Here is a 26,512-nt window from a genome sequence, read left to right as displayed (position 1 = left end):
GTAGGGCTAGGTTGCGTGTCAGGCGGCCGGCATCGGGCCGAAACGAATGCGGAAGCGCCTGTTCTCACGGCCCTTCTTTTCGATCTTGCCGATGTGGATTTCACCGATTTCGCCGGTGCTTTTCACGTGCGTGCCACCACAGGGCTGGCTATCGACCGCGCCATTCTCACCAATGCAGACCAGGCGGATCTTGCCGGTGCCGACCGGCGGCAGGACATTCTTCGACTTGACCAGGCCTGGGTTCGCGGCGAGTTCCTCGTCGCTGATCAGCCTGGTGAAAATCGGATGATCGGCGCGCACCAGATCCATCAGGCTCGCGGTGACCTCTTCCTTCGAGAAGCTGGCGTCCGGAATGTCGAAATCGACCCGGCTATCGTCCTCGGAAACCGCCGCACCGGTGATCGGAAACGGGCAAACGACGGTAAGCAGATGGCAAGCCGCGTGCATGCGCATCAACAGGTGCCGACGTTCCCAGTCTATCGCGAGTTTGACCTTCTCGCCAACCGCCAGGGCCGCCTGCTCCGGCGCCGGCACGTGGATGATCTCGTCCTTGGTCTCACCTGTGATGGTGGCGGCAATGACGATGCGGCTGCCGTCGGCACGTTCGAGATAGCCGGTATCGCCCGGCTGGCCACCCGAGGTGGCGTGGAAGATCGTCCGATCGAAAATGATGCCGCCACGATCATTGACGGCAGCAACCGCCGCATCCGCCATGGCGAGATAGGCATCGTCGCGAAACAGCGCTTCCGTCTTGTGCGCCATCATGCGACCTTTTCGAAAGGCACCGAAATCTTGCTCTGCAGTTCCATCCAGCCCGGCACCGGGAGATTCTTCTCGCGCAGGAATTCCGGATTGAACAGCTTCGACTGGTAGCGCGTGCCGTAGTCGCAAAGAATGGTCACGATGGTGTGGCCGGGGCCCAATTCCCTGGCAAGCCGGATGGCGCCGGCAATGTTGATGCCGGTCGAGCCGCCGACGCACAGGCCTTCTTCCTGGATCAGGTCGAAGACGATCGGCAGCGCGTCCTCGTCCTTGATCTGGAACGAGAAATCCGGCGTGAACCCTTCGAGATTGGCGGTAATACGCCCTTGCCCGATGCCTTCGGTGATCGAACTGCCTTCGGACTTCAATTCGCCGCTGGTGTAGAAACTGTAGAGCGCGGCGCCAAGCGGGTCGGCAAGCGCGATTTTCACATCCTTGTTCTTGGCCTTCAGCCCGAAAGCGACGCCGGCCAGCGTGCCGCCGGAACCCACCGCCGAGACGAAACCGTCAACCTTGCCGCCGGTCTGAGCCCAGATTTCTTCCGCCGTGGTGCGGATATGCCCATCGCGGTTGGCGACGTTGTCGAACTGGTTGGCCCAGATGGCGCCGTTGGGCTCGGTCCTCGCCATCTGCTCGGCCAGCCGTCCCGACAGTTTCACGTAATTGTTGGGGTTCTTGTAGGGCACGGCCGGCACCTCGATCAGCTCGGCGCCGAGCAACCGGATCGTGTCCTTCTTCTCCTGGCTCTGCGTATCGGGAATGACGATGACCGTGCGATAACCCAGCGCCTTGGCGACCAGCGTCAGCCCGATGCCCGTATTGCCCGCCGTTCCCTCGACGATGACGCCACCCGGCTTCAACAGGCCGCGCCGTTCGGCGTCGCGGATGATGAAAAGGCCGGCGCGATCCTTGACCGATTGCCCCGGATTCATGAATTCGGCCTTGCCCAGGATCTCGCAGCCGGTTTCTTCGGACGCTTTGTTAAGGCGGATCAGAGGCGTGTTGCCGATCACGTCGATCACAGAACGGGGCATTCAAGATTCCTTGTGTGCATGCGCCGAAACCCTAGAAACCCGAAGCTTCGGTTTCAAGGCAAGAATTCACCTGGTCCAGTCGCATTTCCGGCACTGCTGTGCGTCTACACCCCTTGCAGCCTGCTCGATATCCCAAAGTTCATTTGCACCCGTGGTCGAAAAGCACTCTTTTCATTCGATTTCCTGACCGCTAGAGCAAGGCACCAACAACTCGGCAGGGCGCAACATGACACTCTATCGGGCCGATCCGGAACACGGCGTCGCCTGGGTCACGGGCGGCAGCAGCGGCATCGGCCGCTCGCTGGCCAGGGATCTGGCGTCACGGGGCTATACGGTGGCCGTAACGGCACTGGACGATGATCCGATCGACACGCTCATCGTCGAGACCGCGCAGATGCCGGGCAGCGTCACCGCCTTTCCCTGTGACGTCACGGATGAGCCGCGCATGGCAAGAACGGTGGCCGCGATCGAGAGCGAACTCGGCCCCATCGTGCTCGCCGTCTTCAATGCCGGAAACTACATTTCGACGCCTGGAGAGGCTCTGGTCGTCAAGGACTTTCGCCGGTCCTTCGAGGTCAACTATTTCGGCATCATCAACGGCCTGGTGCCGGTCGTGGAGTATATGCGCGTGCGGTCGCGCGGCCACGTCGTGCTGGTCGGATCGGTCACCGCCTATTTCGGCTGGCCAACCACGGCCGCCTATGGTGGCACCAAGGCGGCGATCAACATCCTGGCCGAGTCACTGAAGTATGATTTCGACAAGATGAACATCCGCGTCCAGGTGATAAACCCCGGTTTTGTCGACACGCCGCTGACCGAAAAGAATATGCTGCCAATGCCAGGCCTGATGCCGGTCACCCGGGCAACACGCCGCATGGTGAAGGCTATCAAATCCGGCGGCTTCGAAACCACGTTTCCTTACCGCACGAGCTGGCCACTGAAATTTCTCGCCATGTTGCCGAGGCCGATAAGCCGATGGGTGATCATCTTGATGACCAGTTGGAAGGCAAGGCCGCTGCATTACGAGCGCAAGCCACCCAACGAATAGGATGCCCACAGGATTGGTGGTGTGGCTGCCTGAACGGCCGTTGCCTGTTCATGGCCACCACCATAGGCTTGTTGTTGTTGCGTGGAGTCTGCGATGGGGCGACGGATCGTGCTTGCTGTGCTGGCCCTGGTCGCCGTCCTTGCATTGGCCTTCGTCCTCGGTCCGCGCGTTCCCGTCGACACCACGATCCGCTTCGATCCTTCCGTCGTCGGTGACGATCCGCAGGCCTATGTGGCAAAGGTGGAGGCCGCCGTGCCCGGTATCCACGACGGGCTGGAGAAGGAGATCGTCTGGGCCAATCCCATGGTGCATGCCAAGACGCCGCTGTCGATCGTCTACATCCACGGTTTCTCGGCTTCGAAGGGCGAGGTCCGCCCCCTGCCCGACGACGTGGCCGACCTGCTCGACGCAAATCTCTTCTACACCCGCCTGACCGGTCACGGGCAGGACGGCGCGGCGATGACGCAAGGCAGCGTCAATGCCTGGATCAACGACTATGAGGAAGCGCTCGCCATCGGCCGCGCCATCGGCGACAAGGTGATCGTCATCTCGACCTCGACCGGCGGCTCGCTGGCGGCATGGGCGGCTACGCAGCCCGCGGCATCGAATGGGGTGGCTGCCATTGCATTCATCTCGCCCAATTTCGGTGTGAAGGCATCCGGCGCCGAGATCCTGACCATGCCCTGGGGCAAACAGATCGCCGAACTCGTGATCGGCAAGGAGCGCAGTTTTGTGGCGCGCAACGCGCTGCACGAGAAGTTCTGGACCATCAAATATCCGGTTGCCGCGACGCTGCCGATGCAAGCGTTGACGGAACTCGCCTACAGGGCGCCGGTGGAGAAGGCTGATATCCCGGCTTTGTTCATCTTCTCGGATTCGGACAAAGTGGTGCGGCCAGACCGCACCCGCGAAATCGCAGGGCGCTGGGGCGCACCGCACGAGCTGGTGCCGGTCGACGACACCGGCGACCCGGACAACCATGTCATTGCCGGCGACGTGCTGTCGCCATCGACCACGGCATTTCTCGCGCAACGGATTGCCGTCTGGGTCGAGGCGGTGGCGAAGTAGGTGCGCAGACGGAAAGGGCGGCCGAAGCATCGCTTCGGCCGCCCTTTCTCTAATCGGTCAGGCAACCAGCCAAGCGCTAAGACTTGGCCGACCGCGACGAGGCTTGGTTAAGCAGCCCGCGCTGCCGGACGCTTGCCGCCGAAACGGCGCTTGTTGTTGCCCTTGAAGGGCTTGGCGCCTTCCGGCTTGCGCTCACCGGCAAAGGCCGGCTTGTCGCCGAACCGCTTCTTGCCAAAGCCGTTGCCCTTGTTTTCGCCGCCCGGCCGCCGGCCGTCACGACGGCCATTGCGGTCGTTGCGATCATTGGCGGGCTCGAAGCGCTCGTTCTTTTCAGCCGGATTGCGCTGCGGATCGGGGCTGCCGAGATGGTCGGCGACGATCGGCAGTTTGGTGCGGATGATGCGCTCGACCTGGCGCAGCTTGCTGTTCTCAGAAGGATCGCAAAGTGTGATCGCGATGCCGTCCATGCCGTTGCGGCCGGTGCGGCCGATGCGGTGGACGTAGCTTTCCGCCTCATCCGGCAGGTCGAAATTCACGACATGGCTGATGCCGGGGACGTCGATGCCGCGCGCCGCGATGTCGGTCGCGACCAGAATGCGGACCGATCCATCGCGAAAATCGTTCAGCGCCTTCTGACGGGCATTCTGCGACTTGTTGCCATGGATGACGGCCGCCTTGAAGCCATCGCGCTCGAGGTCCTTGGTCACCCGGTCGGCGCCATGCTTGGTGCGCGAAAAGATGATGACGGACTTCATCGCCTCGTCAGCGAGCATCGTCGACAGAACCTGGCGCTTCTGCTTGGTGCGGGCGAAGACGACGCCCTGGACAATCTCGGCCGCCGCGGTGCTTTGCGGCGAGACTTCGATACGGACCGGGTTCTTCAGAAGACCCTTGGCCAGTTCGGCGATCTCGTCAGGCATGGTGGCCGAGAACAGCGCCGTCTGGCGGTCAGGCGCGGTCGCCTTGGCGATGCGCTTGACGTCGTTGATGAAGCCCATGTCGAGCATGCGGTCGCCCTCGTCCAGCACCAGCCATTTGGTGTCGGAGAGGATGAGGTCGCCCTCGCGCACCAGGTCGGTCAATCGGCCGGGCGTAGCAATGAGGATGTCGACGCCGGGAGCAACCTTCTTCACCTGGCTGAAGCGCGAGACGCCGCCCAGCACGAGTGCCGTCGAGACATGCGCGCCCTTGGCGAGGATCTTGATGGTGTCCTCGATCTGCACGGCGAGCTCGCGGGTCGGCGCCAGGATGAGCGCGCGGGTCGTCTTGGCGCGCCGCTTGGTGCCGAGCGCGATGATCTTCGACAGGATAGGCAGCGCAAAGGCCGCGGTCTTGCCGGAGCCCGTCTGCGCGATGCCGAAAATGTCACGGCCTTCCAGCTGGGGCGGGATTGCCTGCATCTGGATCGGCTTCGGTTCGGTGAATCCGGCATTGTGGGTGGCCTTGAGCAGCGCACCCGTGATTCCCAGCGCTGCGAAACCGAAGAGTTCCGCGGTATCGTTGCCGGGCAATGTGTTTTCGTTGGTCAAAATAATCTTCTTTCACGCGGCTTCTTTGCCGCAAACATCAATGGCGGCAGGGCGCAACCTGCCGTCGAAAAATTTGATATGAAACGACAAGGCGGGCGGACGTGTGCGTCCACTCGGCTGCGCTGTCGTGCCCGCAGGCATCATGCCACGGGGCTTTTTCGCCGCCTTGCCGATTTGCCGGAAAGAGGGAAAACAGACGCAACCAGTCTCATTTGTCGAGAAGGCCGGAATCTCCCGGCCCAAGCGCCTATGGGCTGCATATGGCTGAGTTCGCCCCGGAATGCAAGGGGCGTAATGTTGCAGCGCAGCAAAAGCCGGCTAGAGAGCAGTCCGAAATGTCCGCTCAGACCTCATCCGGCCACTTCCTGGCGCCATGTTGCACAAACAGAATTTCTATCTGAGTGTCCGTGACCCGATAGGCGACGATGTAGGGTGTGCCGGGAATCACCAGTTCACGCGTGCCCTTGATCTCCCCAACTCGTCCGATGAACGGGTTGGCGGATAACAGCCGGGGGGTCTTTGAATGGATCTCACTGACGATCCGGGCAGCGGCCCGCGGCTTATGTTGGCCAATGTAGTCGCCGATTGACGCTAGCTCGATCAGATAGTGTCGGGTCCAGACAATTCACACAGAGGCTGATGCCTGACTGTACTTGTTGAGAACGGTCGCGATCTCTTCCTCATTGGCGAAGTCGCCACGGTCGGCGCCCTCTATTCCCGCCTGAACGCCTGCGACCCATTTTTCTTGCCACGCCAGCGAACGTCCATGGGACAGCGCATCCTCAATGATCTGATCACGTGTCAGTGTCGAGCGGGACGTGAGCATATCAATCCGGCGGTTCAAATCCTCGGATATTTCTACGTTGTTCTTCATAGGCTTATTCTGCCATATCTGGCGAATGCCTGCCAAGAAGTATCGCGCATGGGGGACCGAGCGATGAAGGACGTGCTGAAGGAACTCGAGCGCCGGCGCGACATCGCCCGCATGGGTGGCGGCCAGGCGCGCATCGACGCCCAGCACAAAAAGGGCAAGCTCACCGCGCGCGAACGCATCGAGGTGTTCCTCGACGAAGGCTCGTTCGAAGAGTTCGACATGTATGTCGAACACCGCTCGACCGATTTCGGCATGGAGAAGACCAAGATCGCCGGCGATGGCGTCGTCACCGGCTGGGGCACGGTCAACGGTCGTCCGGTCTACCTCTTCGCCAAGGATTTCACCGTATTCGGCGGCTCGCTGTCGGAAGCGCATGCCGAAAAGGTCATCAAGGTGCAGGAGATGGCGCTGCGCAACCGCGCGCCGATCATCGGGCTTTACGATGCCGGCGGCGCGCGCATCCAGGAGGGCGTTGCGGCGCTCGGCGGCTATGCCGAAATCTTCCAGCGCAACGTGCTGGCCTCCGGCGTCATTCCGCAGATTTCCGTGATCATGGGTCCATGCGCCGGCGGCGACGTCTATTCGCCCGCAATGACCGACTTCATCTTCATGGTGCGCGACACCTCCTACATGTTCGTCACCGGCCCGGATGTGGTGAAGACCGTCACCAATGAGACGGTGACGGCCGAAAGCCTCGGCGGCGCCTCGGTGCACACAACCAAATCCTCCATCGCCGACGGCGCCTACGACAACGACGTCGAGGCGCTTCTGCAGATGCGCCGGCTGGTCGACCTGCTGCCGGCTTCGAACACATCGGACATTCCCGAGATCGAATGCTACCAGTCGGTCACCGACCACGATCTGTCGCTCGACCGGCTGATTCCCGACAACGCCAACAAACCCTATGACATCAAGGAGTTGATCCTGAAGGTCGCCGACGAGGGTGACTTCTTCGAAATCCAGCAGAGTTTCGCCAAAAACATCGTGACCGGCTTCGGGCGCGTCGAGGGCCGCACGGTCGGCTTCGTCGCCAACCAGCCGATGGTGCTGGCCGGCGTGCTCGATTCCGACGCCAGCCGCAAGGCGGCACGCTTCGTGCGTTTTTGCGATTGTTTTTCCATCCCGATCGTCACCTTTGTCGATGTTCCTGGTTTCCTGCCCGGCACCGCGCAGGAATATGGCGGGCTGATCAAGCACGGCGCCAAGCTCTTGTTCGCCTATGCCGAGGCGACCGTGCCGAAGATCACCGTCATCACCAGAAAGGCCTATGGCGGCGCCTATGACGTGATGGCGTCAAAGCATCTGCGTGGCGACATGAACTATGCCTGGCCGACGGCGCAGATCGCGGTGATGGGCGCGAGAGGCGCGGTCGAGATCATCTACCGCAAGGACATTGGCGACGCGGACAAGATCGCGGCCCATACAAAGACTTACGAGGATCGCTTCCTGTCGCCCTTCGTCGCCGCCGAGCGTGGCTATGTCGACGAGGTGATCATGCCGCACTCGACCCGCCGCCGCATCGCCCGGGCGCTGCGGATGCTGCGCAACAAGGACATGCAGAACCCCTGGAAGAAGCACGACAACATCCCGTTGTAAGCCGCCGAAGGGCGTTTACCGGGAAGCAGTAGCCGCTCATTCCTCCTCAGTCGCGCCGAACCCAGCGTCCCTGGGCATGCTGGTAGCGCTCGCCCAGGGTGTCGCGTGGTTGTCGATGCGCATCTGGAAGATGAAATAGGTCGGCGAGCAGAAGCCGATGCCTTTCACTTTAGGAGCGCCCGGCGTGTCCGGCGGTAGCGACTGGCACATATAGTCCTCGCGGCAGAAATGATCGGCCGAGCAGGCCGGCCGGTTGCCGCGATTGACTGCGCCGCCGAGGCACTGGTCGAAATTGTTGGTCGCCACGCAAGTATCGAATTTCTTGCCGCCGACCAGCCCGCAGATTTCGTTCGGCATCGGCTTGCCCTTCTTGAAGGCGGCGAAGCTGCGATCCTTGTCGTCGCAAGCGCGGTAGGCGATGCCGGCCGGCACACCGATCTTGGGCGGCCGGCAGGTATAGGCTGTCCGCGAAATCCCCGGCGCGAAGGCGGCGAACTGGCCGGTAATTTTGTAGCGATCGTTGAAGGGCTGCGACTGGTTGCTGGCGATCGACCCGTTCAGGCAGGGATGGCCGGAGAACATCCTTTCGCTGTCCTTGGGCAACAGACACTGCGCCAGAGTGGTGCGCACGCCGGACGCGGCCACCAGCGGCGTGCAGACCGTACCGCCACCGCATCGCCAGGTCGCTCCGAAACGCTTGGCATCGTCCGGCATCAGGCACGGCATCGCCATTTCTGCCGGCGCGTAGTCGATTTCGCCGGCATCGCTCCATGTGGCTGGCGGCGCGAAGGACAGCGGCCGGTACCGGTTCGGCTCCTTGCCTTCTTGCGTTGCGCGCAGCCAGGCCTGGCGCCGGGGGACCTCGGCATGCAGATGTGGCGAGATACCGACCTCGATGCGATTGAGCGGTGATGTCGTGCTGTCGTCGAGGCCGATGAAGTGGAAGCCGGCCGTGGAGCCCGCCTGGTGGCAGCCCTGGCAGGCGCCATTGTCCAGCCGCTCGACCAGTGCCTCCGGTGTGCGCACCAGCTTCAGCGCCGCATAGTCCAGGCCGGCGAAATCCGTGGGCTTGAACAGCGGCGTGAACGGATGGTTGGCCTGTCTTGCGCTGCCGAAGGTCGACCATGAGATGACCTTCTTCGCCAGGAATTCGCTGGGGAGTTCGTAGACGCCGAGATCGACCGCCCCGACATTGGCGCTGACATAATCGGCGAGCTTTTTCTTGAGCGCTGCGTCTTGCGAGAGCCGTGGGGTGTCCGGCGTGTTCTCCAGCGGCTTCTCACTGACGGCGGCGCCATCGATGCCGAATATCCGCATGAGATAGGCGGCCTGCCCGCCGAATTCGGTCTCCTGGCCGGAGGGAAAACGCACGATCTGCGCATTGAGTTCAAGCTGCTTGAAGGTCAGACCGGCCCGCTCCAGCGGCCCACCGGTCAGCCAGCCGGCATCGACGCTCTCATCGAGTTGCGGCGTCCAGCGCCCGGCAACGCCGACGCAGCCGCCGTCGGCATCGGGTGCCGCACGGTAGACGGCGTTGAAGTTGAACGGCAGCCGGGAGGCCAGGACCTTGCCGTCCTTCTTGAAACTGTAGGCCAGGCGATAGATGAACCGCACCTCGCCGCAGCTCTTGTCACCTTCCAGGGCAGCGAAATCACGCCGGTCGAGCCGGTTGACGACGCCGACCAGCCGGAAGCGCGCCGCCTCCGTCTTCAGCCAGCGCATATCCATGATGCGGCCGACATTGGCGTCGGTCACCTCGTAGAGCGTGCGCCCGCCGGCCTTCATCTCGGCGCGCAGCGTGGCAATGTCTGATGCCGCCGTATCGACGACCGCATGATAGGCCGGCGCCCTTTCATAGAGTGTCTTCAGGTTGTCCTCGCCATCGACGGCGAAAATGCCGGCGAAGCCAAAACCCCCGGCATCGAGGGCGGCGAGCACCGCCGGATCGTCGACGATGGTCACCGGCTGCTCGGCGCGCACGCCTTGCGATGCAAATAGCGCGATGACGGCCGCGACGGCGAGCGCGAAACGCTTCATTCGACGGGCACCTTGCGACGTGCTTCGACCAGTTCGCGCAACACAGGCACCAGCGCCAACGGCAGATCCTCGGCAATCAGCCCCGGTCCGAACCGGCTGCCGGCCTCGGCATGGATCCACACCGCCGCGCAGGCCGCTTCGAACGCCGGCATGGCTTGCGCCAGCAGACCGGCTGATATGCCGGACAGCACGTCGCCAGACCCGGCAGTGGCAAGCCACGCCGCGCCATTGGAATTGATCGCCGCCCTGCCATCGGGCGCAGCGATCACCGTGTCAGCGCCCTTGTAGACGATAACGGCATTGGCACGTGCGGCCGCCGCGCGCGCCTTGTCGAGCTTGGACGAGGCATTGTCATCGGCGATATCAGGAAACAGCCTGGCGAACTCCCCTTCGTGCGGGGTCATCACCAGGGCCGGTGCATTCGGCCGGCGCGCCGCTTCGAACAAGATTTCTGGCGCCTCACGAAACGCGGTGATCGCGTCAGCGTCGAACACAAGGCCATCGACCTGTGTGGCGGCATCCTGAGCTTGTCCGGAGGCGAGGAGCGCCAGCCCAAAGCTTCGCGTTTTGTCACCAACGCCGAAGCCCGGACCAAGGATGAAGGCCGAAGGCCGGCGTTCGCCGACAAATTCCCGGATGTCCGCGACATCATCGGTCTTGCGCAGCATGATCGAGGTCAGATGGCCGGCATTGACCTGCATGGCGTTGCCCGGCGACAGCACGGTCACCGCCCCTGCCCCGCTTCGAGCCGCGGCAAGCGCCGACAGCCGCGCCGCCCCGGTAGCGCTCGGCCCGCCGGAAAAGACGCCGACATGGCCGCGCTTGTACTTGTGTGCATCGACAGCCGGCACCGGGAAATCGCGCAGCCAATGCACTTGCCTGTTCTCGAACGTCCGGGGCTGGAGCCGTGCGATGATGTCATCGCCGATGCCGATATAGGCAAGCACGATCTCGCCGCATCGCTCACGGCCAGGCAGGAGCAAATGGCCTGGCTTCTTGCGCGCGAAGGTCACGGTGACGGCGGCGGTAAATGCCACGCCCAAAACTTTGCCACTGTCGCCGGAAACGCCCGAGGGCAGATCGACCGCGACAACCGGCAAACGCCGATCGGTGGCGACAGCCACCGCCCTGGCGGCATCGCCGGACAGCGGTTTGGACAGCCCTGCCCCGTAAAGCGCATCGACCACGATCGAGCCAGGCTCGGCTTCGAACCCGGACAATGGCCGGGACGCGATCGGGCACTGTGCCGCGGCAAGTGCTGCGTCGCTTCGCGGCCTCGGCGCACCGGACGCCCAGATCGTCGTGGCAACGCCGCTGTCAGCCAGGATACGGGCGACGACATAGCCGTCGCCACCATTGTTGCCGGGACCACACAGCACGTGGACATGGGTCGCTGAGGGGTAACGCCTGAGAACTTCGCCCGCGACCGCTTCGCCGGCGCGGCACATCAGGCCGATGCCGTCGACCGGGCCGGCGGCAATCGTCAGCCGGTCCGCCTCGCCCATTTCGGCGGAAGTAAGAAGTTCATCGCTCATGGATTGCCGATCCGCATTCGATCAAGCATTGTCCAGTTTTCGAGCCGAAGCAAACAAAGAGGAGCGCATCAGCAACTGCGGCCATGCCACCAAGGCGGGCATCAAGGCAAAAAGCGCACACCAGATGAGCATTCCGCCTAATTATTAGGCGGACGCAAGCATGGGGACTGTGTAGGCTTCAGCAGGCCATGCCGCATCCGATGCAGTGAATGACGCGAATTTGCATCTCGGTGCGGCATGGGTTGGAAATCGTATGAAACCGCTTCGAATCCAGCTATCTGGCACAGTTCGTGCTTGATGGAGGCGCAAGCGGGGGTTCACAACCCGTTTTTTTGGCAGTGGAGGCCACTTTTTACATGAAAAAGATCGAAGCGATCATCAAGCCATTCAAGCTGGACGAAGTGAAGGAAGCGCTTCAGGAGGCCGGACTGCAAGGTATCACCGTAACCGAGGCCAAGGGCTTCGGACGTCAGAAAGGCCATACCGAACTCTATCGTGGCGCCGAATATGTCGTCGATTTCCTGCCGAAGGTGAAGATCGAGGTCGTGCTCGGCGACGACGCGGTCGAAGGCGCCATCGAAGCCATCCGCAAGGCGGCCCAGACCGGCCGTATCGGCGACGGCAAGATCTTCGTCTCCAATATCGAGGAAGTCGTGCGCATCCGCACCGGTGAGACCGGAATGGACGCAGTCTGACGCGACCAGCCTTCTAAGAAACGTCATCCATCAAAAAACGTCATCAAACAGGGATACATGACATGACGACAGCCAAAGACATCATGAAGCAGATCAAGGACAACGACGTGAAATTCGTCGACCTGCGCTTCACCGACCCGAAGGGCAAGCTGCAGCACGTGACGATGGATGTCGTGGAGGTCGAGGAAGACATGTTTGCCGATGGCGTCATGTTCGACGGCTCCTCGATCGCCGGCTGGAAGGCCATCAACGAGTCCGACATGGTGCTGATGCCCGATCCGGACACGGTCCACATGGACCCGTTCTTCGCCCAGTCGACCATGGTCATCCTGTGCGACATCCTCGACCCGGTCTCGGGCGAATCCTACAACCGCGACCCGCGCGGCACGGCCAAGAAGGCCGAGGCCTACATGAAGTCGGAAGGCATCGGCGACCAGATCTTCGTCGGCCCGGAAGCCGAGTTCTTCGTCTTCGATGACGTCAAGTACAAGGCCGATCCCTACAACACCGGCTTCAAGCTCGACTCCACCGAACTGCCGTCCAACGACGACACCGACTACGAGACCGGCAATCTCGGCCACCGCCCGCGCATCAAGGGCGGCTATTTCCCGGTGCCGCCGATCGACAGTGCGCAGGACATGCGCTCAGAGATGCTGACCGTGCTCGCCGAAATGGGCGTGCGCGTCGAAAAGCATCACCACGAGGTCGCGGCTGCGCAGCACGAACTCGGCATCAAGTTCGACACGCTGGTCCGCAACGCCGACAAGATGCTGATCTACAAGTATGTCGTGCACCAGGTCGCCAACGCCTATGGCAAGACGGCCACCTTCATGCCGAAGCCCATCTTCGGCGACAATGGCTCGGGCATGCACGTCCACCAGTCGATCTGGAAAGGCGGCAAGCCGACCTTCGCCGGCAATGAATATGCCGGCCTGTCGGAAAGCTGCCTGTTCTACATCGGCGGCATCATCAAGCACGCCAAGGCGATCAACGCGTTCACCAACCCGCTGACCAACTCCTACAAGCGTCTGGTGCCCGGCTATGAAGCGCCGGTGCTGCTCGCCTACTCCGCGCGCAACCGTTCGGCCTCCTGCCGCATCCCGTTCGGCTCGTCGCCAAAGGCCAAGCGCGTCGAGGTCCGCTTCCCCGATCCGGGCGCGAACCCTTACCTTGCCTTCGCCGCCATGCTGATGGCCGGCCTCGACGGCATCAAGAACAAGATCCACCCCGGCCAGCCGATGGACAAGGACCTCTACGATCTGCCGCCGAAGGAGCTGAAGAAGATCCCGACCGTCTGCGGTTCGCTGCGTGAAGCCCTCCAGAGCCTCGACAAGGACCGCGGCTTCCTGAAGGCCGGCGGCGTCTTCGACGACGACCAGATCGACAGCTACATCGAACTGAAGATGGCTGAGGTGATGCGCTTCGAAATGACCCCGCATCCGGTCGAATACGACATGTACTATTCGGTGTAAGAACCCGTACCGATAGCGTTGAAAAGGCCCTTGAAGGATTTCCGCCTTCAAGGGCTTTTTGCTGTCGTCAATGCGCATCGATGAGCGCGCGAGTGGTCAGCCACGCAAGCGCGAACACTCTCGCTCGGTTCCAAAGCATCGTTTGATGGCGCGACTTGCCAGCTTCGTGGCCGCCGGCGGAAATCGCAAATGAAGGCTGGTGCGTGGCAGTTTCGAGCGCGCAATCGAACGCCAGGAGCGAGCGGCGCACTGCCTCAGGCTGCAATGCCCGCTCGTCCGGCGCCCCCGCCAATGCCGTCGTTCAAGAAACCCCGCCCCGTTCGAACAGCATCGCTTTGGCGTAACCCATGGCCACGAATACGCATGCCGCAGCGTGATCTGTCAACGTCGCCCGACGAATGCATAAATCGCCGATTTCGATGTATGAACAGAGGCTTATACTGGGGATCGTTGGAGTGCGGATGAGCCGGAACACGCCGTTTTCCGGGCTTTTTCGACGAAGTCGAGAGCGTACGACACCAGTGGCGGCAAGCAGCATCAGCCAAAAGCCTCTCCATCCGGCGTATTTGCCCTGGCCTTTTCAACCTGACTTTTTTTGGGGGTATTCGCTTCGCCGGCCAGCACTGCAAAAAAGAATCACGGCGAAGGCCGGGATTCTCGCAAGGACAGGGCGTCGGAGGGCGACGCCTATCCTGCATGGACGATTTCTACGCAGCCGTCGTACAGGCGACCGAGGAGGCGGTGCTCAACGCGCTCGTCGCCAACGATGACATGATCGGCCGCGACGGCAACCGGAGCCCTGCTCTGCCCCATGCCAAGGTGCTGGCGGCGCTGAAGGCACGTGGGGCTGTCGCCGGTTGAGAACGGCAGACGCGCCTCGCAAACACGAAAAAGCCCTGGCGTTTCCGCCAGGGCTTTTTGTTGTCGAGTTCTGGTCGCGGCGAAGACCTTGCGATCCGCGCCGCGAAAACAATCAGGCGGCGGCCGAGACCTTAGCGTCGGTCGCAACCTGCGAGATCGTCTTCAGCACCTGCGAGGCGATCTGGTAGGGGTCGCCCTGGGAGTTCGGACGACGGTCCTCCAGATAGCCCTTGTAGTCATTCTTGACGAAGGAGTGCGGCACGCGGATCGAGGCGCCACGGTCGGCGACGCCATAGCTGAACTTGTTCCACGGCGCGGTCTCGTGCTTGCCGGTCAGGCGCTTGTCGTTGTCCGGACCGTAGACGGCGATGTGGTCCATCAGGTTCTTGTCGAACTGCGCCATCAGGGCTTCGAAATAGGCCTTGCCGCCGACTTCGCGCATGAACTTGGTCGAGAAGTTGCAGTGCATGCCGGAGCCGTTCCAGTCGGTGTCGCCGAGCGGCTTGCAGTGGAACTCGATGTCGATGCCGTAAGTCTCGGTCAGACGCAGGAGCAGGTAGCGCGCCATCCAGATCTGGTCGGCGGCCTTCTTGGAGCCCTTGCCGAAAATCTGGAATTCCCACTGGCCCTTGGCCACTTCGGCGTTGATGCCTTCGTGGTTGATGCCGGCAGCAAGGCACTGGTCGAGATGCTCTTCGACGATCTTGCGCGCGACGTCGCCGACGTTCTTGTAGCCGACGCCGGTGTAGTACGGACCCTGCGGCGCGGGATAACCGCTCTCCGGGAAGCCGAGCGGGCGACCGTCCTTGTAGAAGAAATATTCCTGCTCGAAGCCGAACCAGGCGTCCTCGTCGTCGAGGATGGTCGCGCGGCTGTTCGATTCATGCGGGGTGACGCCATCGGGCATCATGACCTCGCACATGACGAGAATGCCATTGGTGCGGGCGGGATCCGGGTAAAGCGCCACAGGCTTCAACACGCAATCGGAGCTGCGGCCTTCGGCCTGCATGGTCGAGGAACCGTCGAAGCCCCACAGCGGCAGCTGTTCGAGCGTCGGGAATTCCGCGAATTCCTTGATCTGCGTCTTGCCGCGAAGGTTGGGGACCGGGGTGTAACCATCGAGCCAAATGTACTCGAGCTTGTATTTCGTCATTCTAGCCTCTCGTTGCTTGTTCACCGAACACCAAACGGCCTCGACACGCGTCTGCCGTCGGCAGCCGGCGCTGCCGATCCCTAAAATGCAATTCATGTGCCACTCCGACTTCGGCGGGTGCGGCAAAATGGCAGGGATATCGCGTCGAATTTGCTGAGCCGCCTCAGCACTGGGTCCAAATCAATCAAACGCGAATTATGCATAAATATTAGGCAATTGCTGATCTTTTCGTAGGCATATTGCCTAAAGGAATCGCAGGACTTATCTTGTAGGAAAGCTGAATCGACAAGCTCCTGAAAAAGAAAGGAGACCGCCCATGGAAGTCGTCCCCTCCCGTCCGTCGGCAAAAATTCTGATGTTCCCTCTGGCAGCGCGCAAATCTGCCTCAAATTTAGGCGCAAAGGCGAAATTCGCGGCAGAGGTCGCCTCGTTGCGCTACACGTACGCCGATTTTGACGGCTGGTATCACGAGGCGGCCATCGAGGAAGATAATCAGCCAAAGAGCTGATCCGCTTCTTCGGGTCTCAGACATGGAAAAGCCCGGCGTGAGCGATCACGCCGGGCTTTCTCTTGGCCGATGACGGCTAGGCTATTCCTTGCCGTGTAGGTCGGTGCCAAGCGTATCCTTGACGAAGATCATGCCGATGATCAGCGTCATCGCCGCGATCACCACCGGATACCACAGACCATAGTAGATATCGCCCTTGTAGGCGCTGAGCGCGAAGACTGTTGCCGGCAACAGACCGCCGAACCAGCCATTGCCGATATGATAGGGCAGCGACATGCCGGTGTAACGAATGCGGGTCGGGAACATCTCGACCAGGATCGCCGCGATCGGCCCGTAGACCATGGTCACGAACAGGACCAGGATGAACAGGATGCCGATCGTCATCGGCCAGTTCACGGCGGCCGGATCGGCGAACATGGCGAAGGCACCGCCGCCCGGTATGTTGTAGACGGTGACCTCTGGCGCGCCGGCGGCCTCCTCCGACGTCAACAACTTGTCCTTGACCGCCTGATCGATCGGCACCGCGGTCTTTTCGCCGCCGCGAATGGCAGCCGCGTCGAGCTTGAGTTCAGGATTGGCCGCGACGAAGGCGTCGAGCTTCTGGTCCGCTACCTTGATCGCCGCACGCTTGAGCGGATACCCGCCGTCCTGCAGCGACATGTTGACCGCCTTGACGAAGGCCGCGTCCTTGGCCTTGGCCTGATCGCCAGCGGCGACCGCGTCGTAGGACGACACCGTCTCGTTGCCGATCTTGACGGTAGCAGCCGTACCGGCTGCCGCCGTCGATACCACGTCATAGGGAACCGAGTTCTTGGTCAGGAACGAAGTCGCGATGTCGCATGACGTCGTGAACTTGGCGGTGCCGACCGGGTTGAACTGGAACTTGCAGTCGCCGGGTGCTGCCGTGACCGTTGCCTTTGTATTCAGCTGCGCCTTGGCGAGTGCCGGATTGGCGGCCCAGGTCAATGCCTTGAACAACGGGAAGGTGCAGACGATGGCGAGCGCAAGGCCAGCCATGATGATCGGCTTGCGGCCGATCTTGTCGGAGAGCCAGCCGAACACGACGAAGAAGATCGAGCCGAGTGCCAACGCGATCGCGATCATGATGTTGACCGACTGCGCATCGACTTTCAGTACGTTCTGCAGGAAGAACAGCGCGTAGAACTGGCCATTGTACCAGACGACGGCCTGTCCAGCAGTGAGGCCAAGCAGCGCCAGCAGTGCGATCTTGGCGTTCTTCCACTGACCGAAGGCTTCCGAAAGCGGTGCCTTCGAGCCCTTACCTTCGTCCTTCATCTTCTGGAAGGTCGGAGACTCCGAGAGAGACAGTCGAATCCAGATCGAGACGGCGAGCAGCACGAAGGAGACGATAAACGGAATACGCCAGCCCCAAGCGGCGTAGGTTTCCTTGCTCAAGGAGCCCTGAACAATCAGAATGACGATCAGCGACAGGAACAGGCCAAGTGTCGCCGTCGTCTGGATCCACGACGTGTAGAAGCCGCGACGGTCGTCAGGCGCGTGCTCAGCGACATAGGTCGCCGCACCGCCATATTCGCCGCCGAGGGCCAAACCCTGCAACATGCGTAGCACGATCAGGATCACCGGAGCCGCGATACCCAAGGTCGCATAACCGGGCAGCAAGCCGACCAGGAAGGTCGACAGACCCATGATCGTCATGGTGACGAGAAAGGTATATTTGCGGCCGACGAGGTCACCGATACGGCCAAACACCAGGGCGCCGAACGGGCGGACGAGAAAACCGGCGGCAAAAGCCAGCAGCGCGAAGATGTTGCGCGTCGCCTCCGGAATGGTCGGACTGAAAAAGGTCGAGCCAATGAAGGCCGCCAATGAACCGTAGAGATAGAAATCGTACCATTCGAAAACGGTGCCGAGTGAGGAAGCGAAGATGACCTTCTTCTCTTCCCGAGTCATGCCGCGGCTCGTTCTGCCGGCGGTCGATGCCATTGCCATTGAGTTGTCCTCCCGTGAGACGCTGTCCTCGATGCCGGGCGCCAGTGTCAGCGTTCTCCTCCGAACGCGGACTCGGAAATGCCGGGCCATCACGGGAAAAATGACAGAAAGCGCCCGCCGGCGGCAGAGCGACGATGGGATTATGACTTTGGTATTAGGTGCGGTGCGGCAATCGCCGCAGGGTCAACCCTTGAGCGCCTCGAGAAGGCTGACGGCAGCCATCATATCGCGTTTGCGGGCGGCACGGCGCGCGACCGCTTCGGCGTCCTGCCCCCAATGCTCGATCTGCCAGTCCTCGTCGACATGGCCGGCGGCCCAGGCAGTCTCGGCATCGAGCTCGCCGAAATCGACCGCCAGCGCCAGCAGCGCCGAACCCGTCAGCGAGGTCATGAGGTGGATGGCGGCCAACCGCAGCGGCTCGGCGCGCTGATTGAGATGACTGCCCAGAACGGCGATCGTCTCGCGTGGCTGCTCGACATGGATGATGCCCTCGGCAAGGTTGAAGCGAGCCCCCAATGTCGTGCGCGCCCAATCGATGACCGGATCCCACTGCTCGTTCTGCCGCGCGACCAGCCCTTGGGGAGCGTCGGCGCGGTAACAGAGCAGATCCGATGAGGCAAACCGCAGTATGTCTTCCAGCACCGCCTGCGGATCGTTGGCAACGCCGTCGATGGTAGTGTTGACCAGGCGCATCACCGGCATCGTCACCGGATTGATCGTCTCGCCCTGTTCCGCGAACTCGCCTGCAACCAGCACTGCCGCCGCCTCGGTCGGCAGCGCCAGCAGCGCCTTGCCCGGCGTGCGCACCGGCTTGCCGTCGAGATGCACGGCAAAACCTCCCTCTATCGGCACAACCGAAGCGGTTTTGTAGAAGCGCTTGGGCAGCGGCGTCTTCATCTGAATCTGGGCGCGGCGGACCGGATCCGGATCGGAAAGATACTTGCCCGCTTCGAGGTCGTTGAGGATGTCACGCATGAAAAGTCACTCTCACACCGGTGTCGGCTTGCGCGCCGGCCGGTTAACGATGATCAGGCCCGCCGCAATCAAGCCAAGTGCCAGAAAAATGCGAATGGTCAGCGGCTCGTTCAAGATGATCGCGCCGCACAGGACACCGAAAACCGGCGACAGGAAGGTAAAGCTGGACAGGCCGGAGGCCGGATAGCGGCGCAGAAGCCAGAACCACAGGACATAGGTGAAGGCGACGATATAGATCGCCTGGAAAAGCAGCGCCAAAGTTGGCAACAAGGACGGATCGCGCACCGGCGGGCCGGCGAGAGGCAGCACCAATATGCCGACGATAGCCGCGCCGGCGAGTTGGTAGAGCAGCAGCTTCTCGGCGCTCGCCACGACCAGTTTCGACCGCTTGATGAGGATATTGGTCAAAGCCCAGAAGAACCCGGAGCCAAGACTGAGCAGATCGCCGAACAGCATGTCGCCGCCGCCAAGCTTGTCGGAAAAGACGGCGGTGAGGCCGGCAAAAGCCAGCAGCAGGCCGAGGAACTTGCGCATGGTGATCTGTTCGCCAAGCAGGAAGTGACCGCCAATCAGCATCCAGAACGGCATTGAGTTGACCAGCAGCGTGTTGCGGGCAACAGTCGTATGCTCCAGGCCGACATAGAGGCAAAGGAACTCGATGCCGAAAAGCACGCCTACGGCAATGCCGGCGAGCAATGTGCCATCGCGCCTGAACAGAGCGATGCCGCGCCAGCGGCACCAGAGGAAGACGCAGAAGCCGCCGATGATCGAGCGTGCGATCGACAGGAAGACGGGATCGTAGCCGGCATAGGAGATTTTGGCGGCGACATAGTTCAGGCCCCAGGAAAAGGTCAGGCCGACCATGATGGCGGCGGCGGCCATGTCGACTGTGTCGCGCCGATCGAGCGCGTCAGTGGCGCCGCTCAAGATCAATCCTCCGCGCTGGCGTCGTCGAAGCCGATCAGGTTCCAGCTCTGGCGCATGTGCGGCGGCATCGGCGCGGTGACGTCGATGACGCCCTTGTCGGGATGCGGAATGATGATGCGGCGCGCATGCAGATGCAGGCGATTCTGGATACCGCCGGGGAAATCCCAGTTGGTGTCGGCCTCGAAATATTTCGGATCGCCGATGATCGGGCAGCCGATATAGGCGGCATGGACGCGAAGCTGGTGGGTGCGGCCCGTGTAAGGTTCCATCTCCAGCCAGGTCATGGTCTGCGCCGCCTGCTCGATGATGCGGTAGTAGGACACGGCATGGTCGGCGCCTTTTTCACCATGCGCTGCGACCCGGACGCGGTCGCCATCCTCGGTCGGCTCCTTGATCAGCCAGGTCGAGATCTTGTCCTCGCGCTTCGGCGGCACGCCCTTGACCAGCGCCCAGTAGGTCTTCTTCGTTTCGCGGGCGCGGAACGCTTCCGACAGCTTCATGGCGGCCAGTCTCGTACGGGCGACAACCAGCACGCCCGACGTGTCGCGGTCGAGCCGGTGGACCAGCCGCGGCTTCTCACCCTTCTGGTTGCGCCAGGCTTCCAGCATGTCGTCGACATTGCGGGTGACGCCCGAGCCGCCCTGCACCGCAAGGCCCGCCGGCTTGTTGAAGACGAAAACCTTCGGATCCTCATGGATCAGCATTTTCGCCAGGACGTCGGCATCGCCCTGGTTGCGGATCGAATGGCCAGTCAGCGCGCTCTCGCCCTTCTTGTCGACCTCGAGTGGCGGGATACGCACCACCTGGCCGGGCTCGACACGGCTGTCGGCCTTGACGCGGCCGCCGTCGACGCGGATCTGGCCGGAGCGCAGCAGCTTCTGCAAATGGCCGAAACCAAGGCCCGGGAAATGCGTCTTGAACCAGCGATCGAGCCGCATGCCCGCCTCGCCGGCCTCCACCGTGATCTGTTCAACGCCTGCCATTTTTTCTTCGCTTATCCGTTTCCAAAGCAGGACTCGGCCTGCGCTTGGCGCGGCAATAGCATTAAGGCAGGCTTCTTGCGAGCCAAAGACCCAAAAACAGGGCGATGATCGCGCCAATGACACTGGCCAGCGCATACCCAAATGCCGGCAGCGTGGCTCCGCGCTCCCACAGCGTCGCGAAATCGAGCGAAAAGGCGGAAAAAGTCGTGAAGCCGCCAAAGATGCCGGTGGCGACGAACAGCCTGACTTCGTTCGACCCGCCGCGGCGCGCCAGGGCGGCGATGAACAGGCCCATGGCAAAGGAGCCGACGATGTTGATGACCATCGTGCCCCAGGGGTAGTTGGGGCCGACAAGACGCAGCGCGCCCATGTTGGTGAGATGGCGGATGCCGGCGCCGATGCCGCCGCCGACGACCACGAGAAGCAGATTGAACATCATCGTCTACTGCCCGTGTCGAGGCCGTGGCGTCAATCCCTTCGCAATCACCATTCAGGCACCGTCCAGTCTGGATACTTCTTCTTGAATTCGACGTAGAGGGCATCGACCTCGGCCTTTCTGACCGGGCGTACCTGTTCGTAGAGATAGCCGGCGACACCGCCTGACAATCGGTACTGCGCAATGCGCCTGTACGCGGCACCGATACCCTTGCCTTCAAGAATATACTGGTTCGGGAGCGTGACGCAGATCTGCGCGCCCGGTTGCAGATGAGTAACCGGCCGGTCGGTCACGACAACATATCTGGATTTCAATGCGTCCGGTCGGAACCGATCACGACTGTCCACCTGGCAAATCCATCCGACATGGGTAACAAGATCCCGTTTCATGCCGAACAACAGGGCGTCGCTCATCACAGGACCCGACGCAAATACCGAAAAGCGGTCCTTCGGTTCCATCCTGTCGACGAGGTCATCGATCAGGCGGCTGTATTCGGGGAGATTGTCAAGGTGAAGGGGAAGCGTGGCTTCCCTGGCGAAGACGAAGCCAACCGGGGACAACAACTGACGGCCGGCTGGAAAAAACGTGCCCAAAAAAGCAAATCCGGCAACAGCGGCCATGGCGACGGTCGGCCATCGTGATTTCAGTCCCGGCACGGAGACGATCGAAACGATTGCCTGGGCATAGGCGGGAAAGAGCCAAAGAAAAATCGGCAAGGAATGATGACGTTCCGGGTCCTGCGTCCGGATGAAAGCCAAGAAGGTAAGCACCGAGGCCATGGCACAGAAGACGGCAAATCTGTTGCGGCGCACAACCGAGATGTAGAGGCCCACCACAATCAACGCCCAGTTCAGATAGCTGAGCCGGGATCCGACGTCACCGAGCTGGGTGACAAAGGTCGTCTTGTATCCGCTGTAAAGGTCGGCGTAGCTGGTTTGCAGAATCTTGGCAATTAGCGGCAGCTGGAAGTTCAACGCCGTCGCGGCAATAAGGAAAATCGCGCACGCGCCGCCCAGAGCCGCGTTGCGGAAGGCCGGCAAATCCCGCTCCCTTGCGATCTGCAGCAAACCCAGGAATGCCGCGGAAACGGTGATCCCTATGTCCGCATAGGCGTACCAGCGGCGCAGCATGAACGCCAACCACAGGCAGGCGCCGACGGCTATTCCGCTCACCACCGGTTCGCGGGTCAGGAATTTGGATTTCCAGAAAAAATAGGTTGCCGCGGTCAGGGCGAGACAGCCGGCAATGTCAGGCATTCCCCGAAGCGTCGGCGCCCAGAACGGCGTGTACAGGAAGGCCGCGATCCAGACGGCGATCCAGCTACGGGACGGTATCTCGGAGACCGCCTCCTGATAGCTTATTCTGCCTATCAAAAGAACCGCTGGAACCAGGTAGACCGCGACTATTCCGGTAACGAAGGAAAGCCTTGAACCGCCAAAAACAAGGTGAAACGGCATCAGCGGCACCAGGATCGCCACGCCGTAATCTTCCGTGGCGATAGAGGTGCCCAATTGGCTCAGCCATTCGAAAGGGCTTTCGACCAGAAGTGCGCCCTGCTGGTTGAACATGTTGAAATAGGCCGCGAAGTCCCAATAATAGACGGACTCTTCGAGACTTATGTACGCGGCGCTCACAGCAGCGCCAAGTAACACGGCGCAGATGTAAGCCCCCCAGAATCCGAAGATTTTTTTCCCGATCACTTGAAGCCGCCAAGAATGGAAGAGACGGGGTCCGCCTAAGTCTTATTTAAGCTATTTCTAATACACTCGAATGCCGTTTCCGCGATCGGGATTTGCCAATTCGTATCACGAATTATTGATGACTTGATAAAGATGTATACTTGAACGCATGGACGTCGCAAGCGTCGACGACACACAGAAATACCGCCGAAGGGACCGCTTCTTCCAAGCAGCCGTTCGATATATTATTCATATGTGATATACAGAAGCCGTGCGCGAGAAGTCGGCAAAAGATAATGCATCGCACCCTGACGCTGCCAGCAGAGCCGGCAGCGTCGACGTTTTCAGGTCAGGTGGTTTCGATCTTCTTCGGCTTGGTCGAGCCGATCATCTTCCAGTTCTTGTAGAACATCGAATTGATGCGCTCGACGCTGACCGAGACAACCGCGAGCATGCCGGCAATGAGTCTCGGGAACGGGGACGGCCTGATGATGTCCATGAACACGCAGTAGCGGCGGCCGTCATATTCGTTGACCGAACGGTGCAGCAGCGTGTCGTCGAAGATGAACTGCGGATTGTCGTACCAGTAGTTCTTGACGTTGCCGCATTCGACGAAGATTTCCGCCTTCACCGGGATCAGATTGTAGAGGATGCGAAGGCTGAGGCGCAGCGGGCCGAAGTGCCAGGAGGTCGATTCGCGCTTGCTGAAGACCGAAACGGCGATGGTCTTGATGTATTTGAAATCCTTGTTGAACTCGGCGACGTTGTCGATCCGGTGTTTGCCATACCACTGGTAGACATACATGCCACGCCGGCCGGCGCCGAAATTGGCATCGATATCGGCGATGATCTCATCCTTGCGCGCCTTGAAGATGTCCAGGACCTCATTGACCTCGCGCTGATAATCCTCCGGAAACTGCTCCAGCTTCCACACACCGGGATTGCGGTAGCAGAGCAGATCGACCAGCAGGTTGAACGGCGACAAGAGCCAGGTGAACAGGCCGTTGCCTAGGAAGTAGCCTGAGAACAGCGCCAGATCCTTCCTGTCGTTGCGCAGCACGTCGATCAGGCCGCAGACGATGAAGATCGTCGTCAGAATGGGGATGAAGTAGAAGCCAAGGGCGAGAAGCGGGATGGCGATGGCGAATTTGCGAAGGGTTTTGCGAAGGGTTTTTGTCATTTTTCCACGCGCGGAGCGCGATCCTGTTGCGAATGAGTGTGCCAAATCTCGGCAACGACCACCGCCCGGCCGTGCGCCTTGATAAGGTTTTTTGGGTCGCCGCACAACGCCACGACATCGTGGCCTGGCAGTTGCCTGGTGGAATTTGCCAGACTTCGGTCAATGCATCGCTGGGGTCAATGCACCGCTGGCAAGCCGAGCTCGTTCCATTTCTCCCTGGCCACGGGATCGCCGACCAGGAACTCAAAGCCGATGACGCTTTCGCCGTCCCGCGCGAGCTGGCATTTGAACTTCAGACCATACCAGTTTTTGCGACTGCGGAAAGCCGCGCCGTCCGCGGTGATCGTGGTGCCGCCGATCTTCTCCTCAGCTGTCGCATAAGGCACGACGCGTTCCGGCTGAAAGTCCACGCGCCATCGCCGGATCTGGTCCATGGCCTCGAGATTGCACAATTGCACCATGCGTTCGTCGGAAGCGAAGGTCGCGAGATCGGCGCGCGCCTGCCGGCTGCGCGGATCGGCGAGCGTCTTGGCCGACAGCATTTCGGTCGGCCGAATCATGGTCGGCGCGGTGGGCGATATAGATCGAGGAGTGGTTGATGGTGTTGTTGGTGTTGGTACGGACGCTTGCGCCTCGGGCGCTGAAGGCGGTGCTGGCGCCGGCGGCGGCCTTGTCGAGGCCTCGAACTGCTGGGGTGTCAGAATGTCGACCGACACCCCTTCCTCGTCCAGCCGCTTCGGCCGCTTTGGCAGCGGCATGAGCGCCAGCATCGCGGCCAGCAGTGCGTGGAGAGCAACCGAGGTTGAGATACCCCATGGCGGGGCCTCGCTTCGAAGCGTGACGACCACCGGGCCACGCAAATCCGCTATTCCCGTTCCTTGCGCAGCTTCGCCCAATAGTCGAGCCGCTTCCTGATGTCGCGCTCGAAACCACGCTCAGGCGGATCGTAGAAGGTCTGGCGGCCCATCTTCTCCGGAAAATAGTCCTGGCCCGAAAATGCGTCGGGCTCATCATGATCGTAGCGATAGCCCGCGCCGTAGTCCTCTTCCTTCATCAGCTTGGTCGGCGCATTGAGGATATGCTTCGGCGGCAGCAGCGAGCCATGCTGCTTGGCTGCCTGCGTCGCCGCCTTGAAGGCCGTGTAGACGGCATTGGATTTGGGCGCGGTGGCGAGATAGACGGTGGCCTCGGCAAAGGCGAGCTCGCCTTCCGGAGAGCCCAGATAGTCGTAGGCGTCCTTGGCGGCATTGGCGACGACCAGCGCCTGCGGATCGGCTAGGCCGATGTCTTCCATCGCCATGCGCACCAGCCGGCGGCCAAGATAGAGCGGATCCTCGCCGGCGTCGAACATGCGCGCGAGATAGTAGAGTGCCGCGTCGGGATCGGAACCGCGCACCGATTTGTGCAGCGCCGAGATCAGATTGTAGTGGCCGTCCTGGCCCTTGTCGTAGATCGGCGCACGGCGTTGGACGATACGCTGCAGCCCTTCGGGATCAAAGACCTCACCGGGCTTGGCGGCGCGCCAGACTTCCTCGGCCAGCGTCAGCGATGCGCGGCCGTCGCCATCGCTCATGCGGATCAGCATGGCGCGGGCCTCGTCATCGAGCGGCAGCGCCCTGCCCTCCATCTCCTCAGCCCGCACCATCAGCTTGGCGATGCTCTCCTCGCCGAGCGAATGGAAAACCATGACGCGCGCGCGCGACAACAGAGCCGCGTTGAGCTCGAAGGACGGGTTTTCCGTCGTGGCGCCGACCAGGACGACCGTCCCGTCCTCCATGACAGGGAGAAAGGAATCCTGCTGGGCGCGGTTGAAGCGATGGATCTCGTCGACGAACAGCAAGGTCTGGCGGCCGTTGGCGCGGCGCAGCTTGGCCGTCTCGAACACTTTCTTCAGGTCGGCAACGCCGGAAAACACCGCCGAAATCTGCTCGAAGGCAAGGCTGGTCTCGCCGGCGAGCAGCCTTGCCACCGTGGTCTTGCCGGTGCCCGGCGGCCCCCAGAAAATCATCGAGCCGAGTGAGCCCGAGCCGATCAGCCGGGTCAGCGCGCCATCGGGGCCGGTCAGATGCTCCTGGCCGACGACCTCGCCAAGATTTCTCGGCCGCAGCCTGTCGGCCAGCGGCCGCCCGGGCGGCGCCTTTTCCGGTTCATCGACACTGAACAGATCGGCCATGTACTTCTTTTGGTTT

The 26,512-nt window shown here is 61.6% G+C and carries 24 protein-coding genes; 7 read left to right on the top strand and 17 right to left on the bottom strand.

Translation table 11 applies throughout. The features are described from left to right. Positions 1–18: 18 nt before the first annotated feature. The gene (locus AB4Z43_RS32370) at positions 19–762 is read right to left on the bottom strand and encodes an alanyl-tRNA editing protein (RefSeq protein WP_441940801.1); all 744 of its coding nucleotides are present in this window, start codon (positions 760–762) and stop codon (positions 19–21) included. Beyond that, the gene (locus AB4Z43_RS32365) at positions 762–1,796 is read right to left on the bottom strand and encodes a cysteine synthase A (protein ID WP_019857998.1); all 1,035 of its coding nucleotides are present in this window, start codon (positions 1,794–1,796) and stop codon (positions 762–764) included. Before AB4Z43_RS32365 ends, AB4Z43_RS32370 begins: the two co-directional genes overlap by 1 nt. Before the next feature lie 226 nt (positions 1,797–2,022). On the opposite strand from AB4Z43_RS32365, the gene AB4Z43_RS32360 reads away from it, so the two are divergent. After that, entirely contained in the window at positions 2,023–2,844 is an 822-nt protein-coding gene (locus tag AB4Z43_RS32360; RefSeq protein ID WP_064982892.1) for an SDR family oxidoreductase, read from the top strand. Between the two features lie 93 nt (positions 2,845–2,937). Further along, entirely contained in the window at positions 2,938–3,912 is a 975-nt protein-coding gene (locus AB4Z43_RS32355; protein WP_441940779.1) for an alpha/beta hydrolase, read from the top strand. A 107-nt stretch (positions 3,913–4,019) separates the two neighbouring features. Here the strand turns inward: AB4Z43_RS32355 and AB4Z43_RS32350 are convergent, their stop codons facing one another. The 3 genes from AB4Z43_RS32350 to AB4Z43_RS32340 all read right to left on the bottom strand — a co-directional run bounded on the left by AB4Z43_RS32350 (position 4,020) and on the right by AB4Z43_RS32340 (position 6,315). Continuing rightward, positions 4,020–5,441, bottom strand: a complete 1,422-nt coding sequence (locus AB4Z43_RS32350; RefSeq protein ID WP_038646681.1) for a DEAD/DEAH box helicase — start codon at positions 5,439–5,441, stop codon at positions 4,020–4,022. Positions 5,442–5,784: 343 nt separating this feature from the next. Beyond that, on the bottom strand, positions 5,785–6,066 hold the full coding sequence (locus tag AB4Z43_RS32345) for a type II toxin-antitoxin system RelE/ParE family toxin (RefSeq protein ID WP_081296011.1): 282 nt from the start codon (positions 6,064–6,066) through the stop codon (positions 5,785–5,787). Next, the gene (locus tag AB4Z43_RS32340; protein ID WP_019857993.1) at positions 6,067–6,315 is read right to left on the bottom strand and encodes a hypothetical protein; all 249 of its coding nucleotides are present in this window, start codon (positions 6,313–6,315) and stop codon (positions 6,067–6,069) included. A gap of 63 nt (positions 6,316–6,378) precedes the next feature. On the opposite strand from AB4Z43_RS32340, the gene AB4Z43_RS32335 reads away from it, so the two are divergent. Further along, positions 6,379–7,911, top strand: a complete 1,533-nt coding sequence (locus AB4Z43_RS32335; protein ID WP_064982888.1) for an acyl-CoA carboxylase subunit beta — start codon at positions 6,379–6,381, stop codon at positions 7,909–7,911. Positions 7,912–7,947: 36 nt separating this feature from the next. On the opposite strand, the gene AB4Z43_RS32330 is transcribed toward AB4Z43_RS32335, so the two are convergent. Beyond that, entirely contained in the window at positions 7,948–9,948 is a 2,001-nt protein-coding gene (locus AB4Z43_RS32330) for a hypothetical protein (RefSeq protein ID WP_064982887.1), read from the bottom strand. Continuing rightward, a complete protein-coding gene (locus tag AB4Z43_RS32325) occupies positions 9,945–11,483 on the bottom strand; it encodes a bifunctional ADP-dependent NAD(P)H-hydrate dehydratase/NAD(P)H-hydrate epimerase (protein WP_064982885.1) in 1,539 nt (512 codons plus the stop codon). Before AB4Z43_RS32325 ends, AB4Z43_RS32330 begins: the two co-directional genes overlap by 4 nt. Positions 11,484–11,839: 356 nt before the next feature. Between AB4Z43_RS32325 and AB4Z43_RS32320 the strand changes: the two genes are divergently transcribed. From AB4Z43_RS32320 to AB4Z43_RS32310, 3 genes are all read left to right on the top strand, one after another. Next, positions 11,840–12,178, top strand: coding sequence for a P-II family nitrogen regulator (locus AB4Z43_RS32320; protein ID WP_006205430.1), 339 nt, complete (start codon positions 11,840–11,842; stop codon positions 12,176–12,178). Positions 12,179–12,240: 62 nt separating this feature from the next. Then, positions 12,241–13,650 carry a type I glutamate--ammonia ligase gene (gene glnA, locus AB4Z43_RS32315; protein WP_010909302.1) on the top strand — a complete coding sequence of 470 codons (1,410 nt, stop codon included), beginning with the start codon at positions 12,241–12,243 and terminating at the stop codon, positions 13,648–13,650. 696 nt (positions 13,651–14,346) lie between these two features. Further along, a complete protein-coding gene (locus tag AB4Z43_RS32310) occupies positions 14,347–14,511 on the top strand; it encodes a P1 family peptidase (RefSeq protein WP_317452340.1) in 165 nt (54 codons plus the stop codon). 112 nt (positions 14,512–14,623) lie between these two features. Here the strand turns inward: AB4Z43_RS32310 and AB4Z43_RS32305 are convergent, their stop codons facing one another. After that, on the bottom strand, positions 14,624–15,664 hold the full coding sequence (locus tag AB4Z43_RS32305; RefSeq protein WP_010909300.1) for a glutamine synthetase beta-grasp domain-containing protein: 1,041 nt from the start codon (positions 15,662–15,664) through the stop codon (positions 14,624–14,626). Positions 15,665–15,980: 316 nt separating this feature from the next. Here AB4Z43_RS32305 and AB4Z43_RS32300 point away from each other — a divergent pair, with 316 nt between their 5' ends. Further along, complete coding sequence (locus AB4Z43_RS32300; protein ID WP_019857985.1) at positions 15,981–16,172, top strand: DUF2735 domain-containing protein; 192 nt, start codon at positions 15,981–15,983, stop codon at positions 16,170–16,172. A gap of 81 nt (positions 16,173–16,253) precedes the next feature. On the opposite strand, the gene AB4Z43_RS32295 is transcribed toward AB4Z43_RS32300, so the two are convergent. The 9 genes from AB4Z43_RS32295 to AB4Z43_RS32255 all read right to left on the bottom strand — a co-directional run bounded on the left by AB4Z43_RS32295 (position 16,254) and on the right by AB4Z43_RS32255 (position 26,496). Further along, positions 16,254–18,143, bottom strand: coding sequence for an MFS transporter (locus AB4Z43_RS32295; RefSeq protein WP_069092115.1), 1,890 nt, complete (start codon positions 18,141–18,143; stop codon positions 16,254–16,256). Positions 18,144–18,326: 183 nt separating this feature from the next. Further along, entirely contained in the window at positions 18,327–19,118 is a 792-nt protein-coding gene (locus AB4Z43_RS32290; RefSeq protein WP_038646671.1) for an ATP12 family chaperone protein, read from the bottom strand. 12 nt (positions 19,119–19,130) lie between these two features. Next, the gene (locus tag AB4Z43_RS32285; protein ID WP_064983542.1) at positions 19,131–20,000 is read right to left on the bottom strand and encodes a DMT family transporter; all 870 of its coding nucleotides are present in this window, start codon (positions 19,998–20,000) and stop codon (positions 19,131–19,133) included. 47 nt (positions 20,001–20,047) lie between these two features. Continuing rightward, positions 20,048–21,028 carry an RluA family pseudouridine synthase gene (locus AB4Z43_RS32280; protein WP_019857981.1) on the bottom strand — a complete coding sequence of 327 codons (981 nt, stop codon included), beginning with the start codon at positions 21,026–21,028 and terminating at the stop codon, positions 20,048–20,050. 61 nt (positions 21,029–21,089) lie between these two features. Then, positions 21,090–21,464, bottom strand: a complete 375-nt coding sequence (crcB, locus tag AB4Z43_RS32275; RefSeq protein WP_038652633.1) for a fluoride efflux transporter CrcB — start codon at positions 21,462–21,464, stop codon at positions 21,090–21,092. A 47-nt stretch (positions 21,465–21,511) separates the two neighbouring features. Then, positions 21,512–23,164 carry a hypothetical protein gene (locus tag AB4Z43_RS32270; protein WP_202379242.1) on the bottom strand — a complete coding sequence of 551 codons (1,653 nt, stop codon included), beginning with the start codon at positions 23,162–23,164 and terminating at the stop codon, positions 21,512–21,514. A 328-nt stretch (positions 23,165–23,492) separates the two neighbouring features. Then, positions 23,493–24,323, bottom strand: coding sequence for an aspartyl/asparaginyl beta-hydroxylase domain-containing protein (locus AB4Z43_RS32265; RefSeq protein ID WP_064982878.1), 831 nt, complete (start codon positions 24,321–24,323; stop codon positions 23,493–23,495). Between the two features lie 176 nt (positions 24,324–24,499). Beyond that, a complete protein-coding gene (locus AB4Z43_RS32260; protein ID WP_441940773.1) occupies positions 24,500–25,171 on the bottom strand; it encodes a DUF930 domain-containing protein in 672 nt (223 codons plus the stop codon). Positions 25,172–25,188: 17 nt separating this feature from the next. Beyond that, the gene (locus AB4Z43_RS32255; protein WP_441940771.1) at positions 25,189–26,496 is read right to left on the bottom strand and encodes a replication-associated recombination protein A; all 1,308 of its coding nucleotides are present in this window, start codon (positions 26,494–26,496) and stop codon (positions 25,189–25,191) included. Between the last annotated feature and the right edge of the window lie 16 nt (positions 26,497–26,512).

This window comes from Mesorhizobium sp. 2RAF45 (assembly GCF_052115225.1).
Lineage (GTDB): Bacteria > Pseudomonadota > Alphaproteobacteria > Rhizobiales > Rhizobiaceae > Mesorhizobium > Mesorhizobium jarvisii.
Note: the sequence above shows the minus strand (reverse complement) of the source record. Positions and strands in the feature narration are given on the sequence as shown.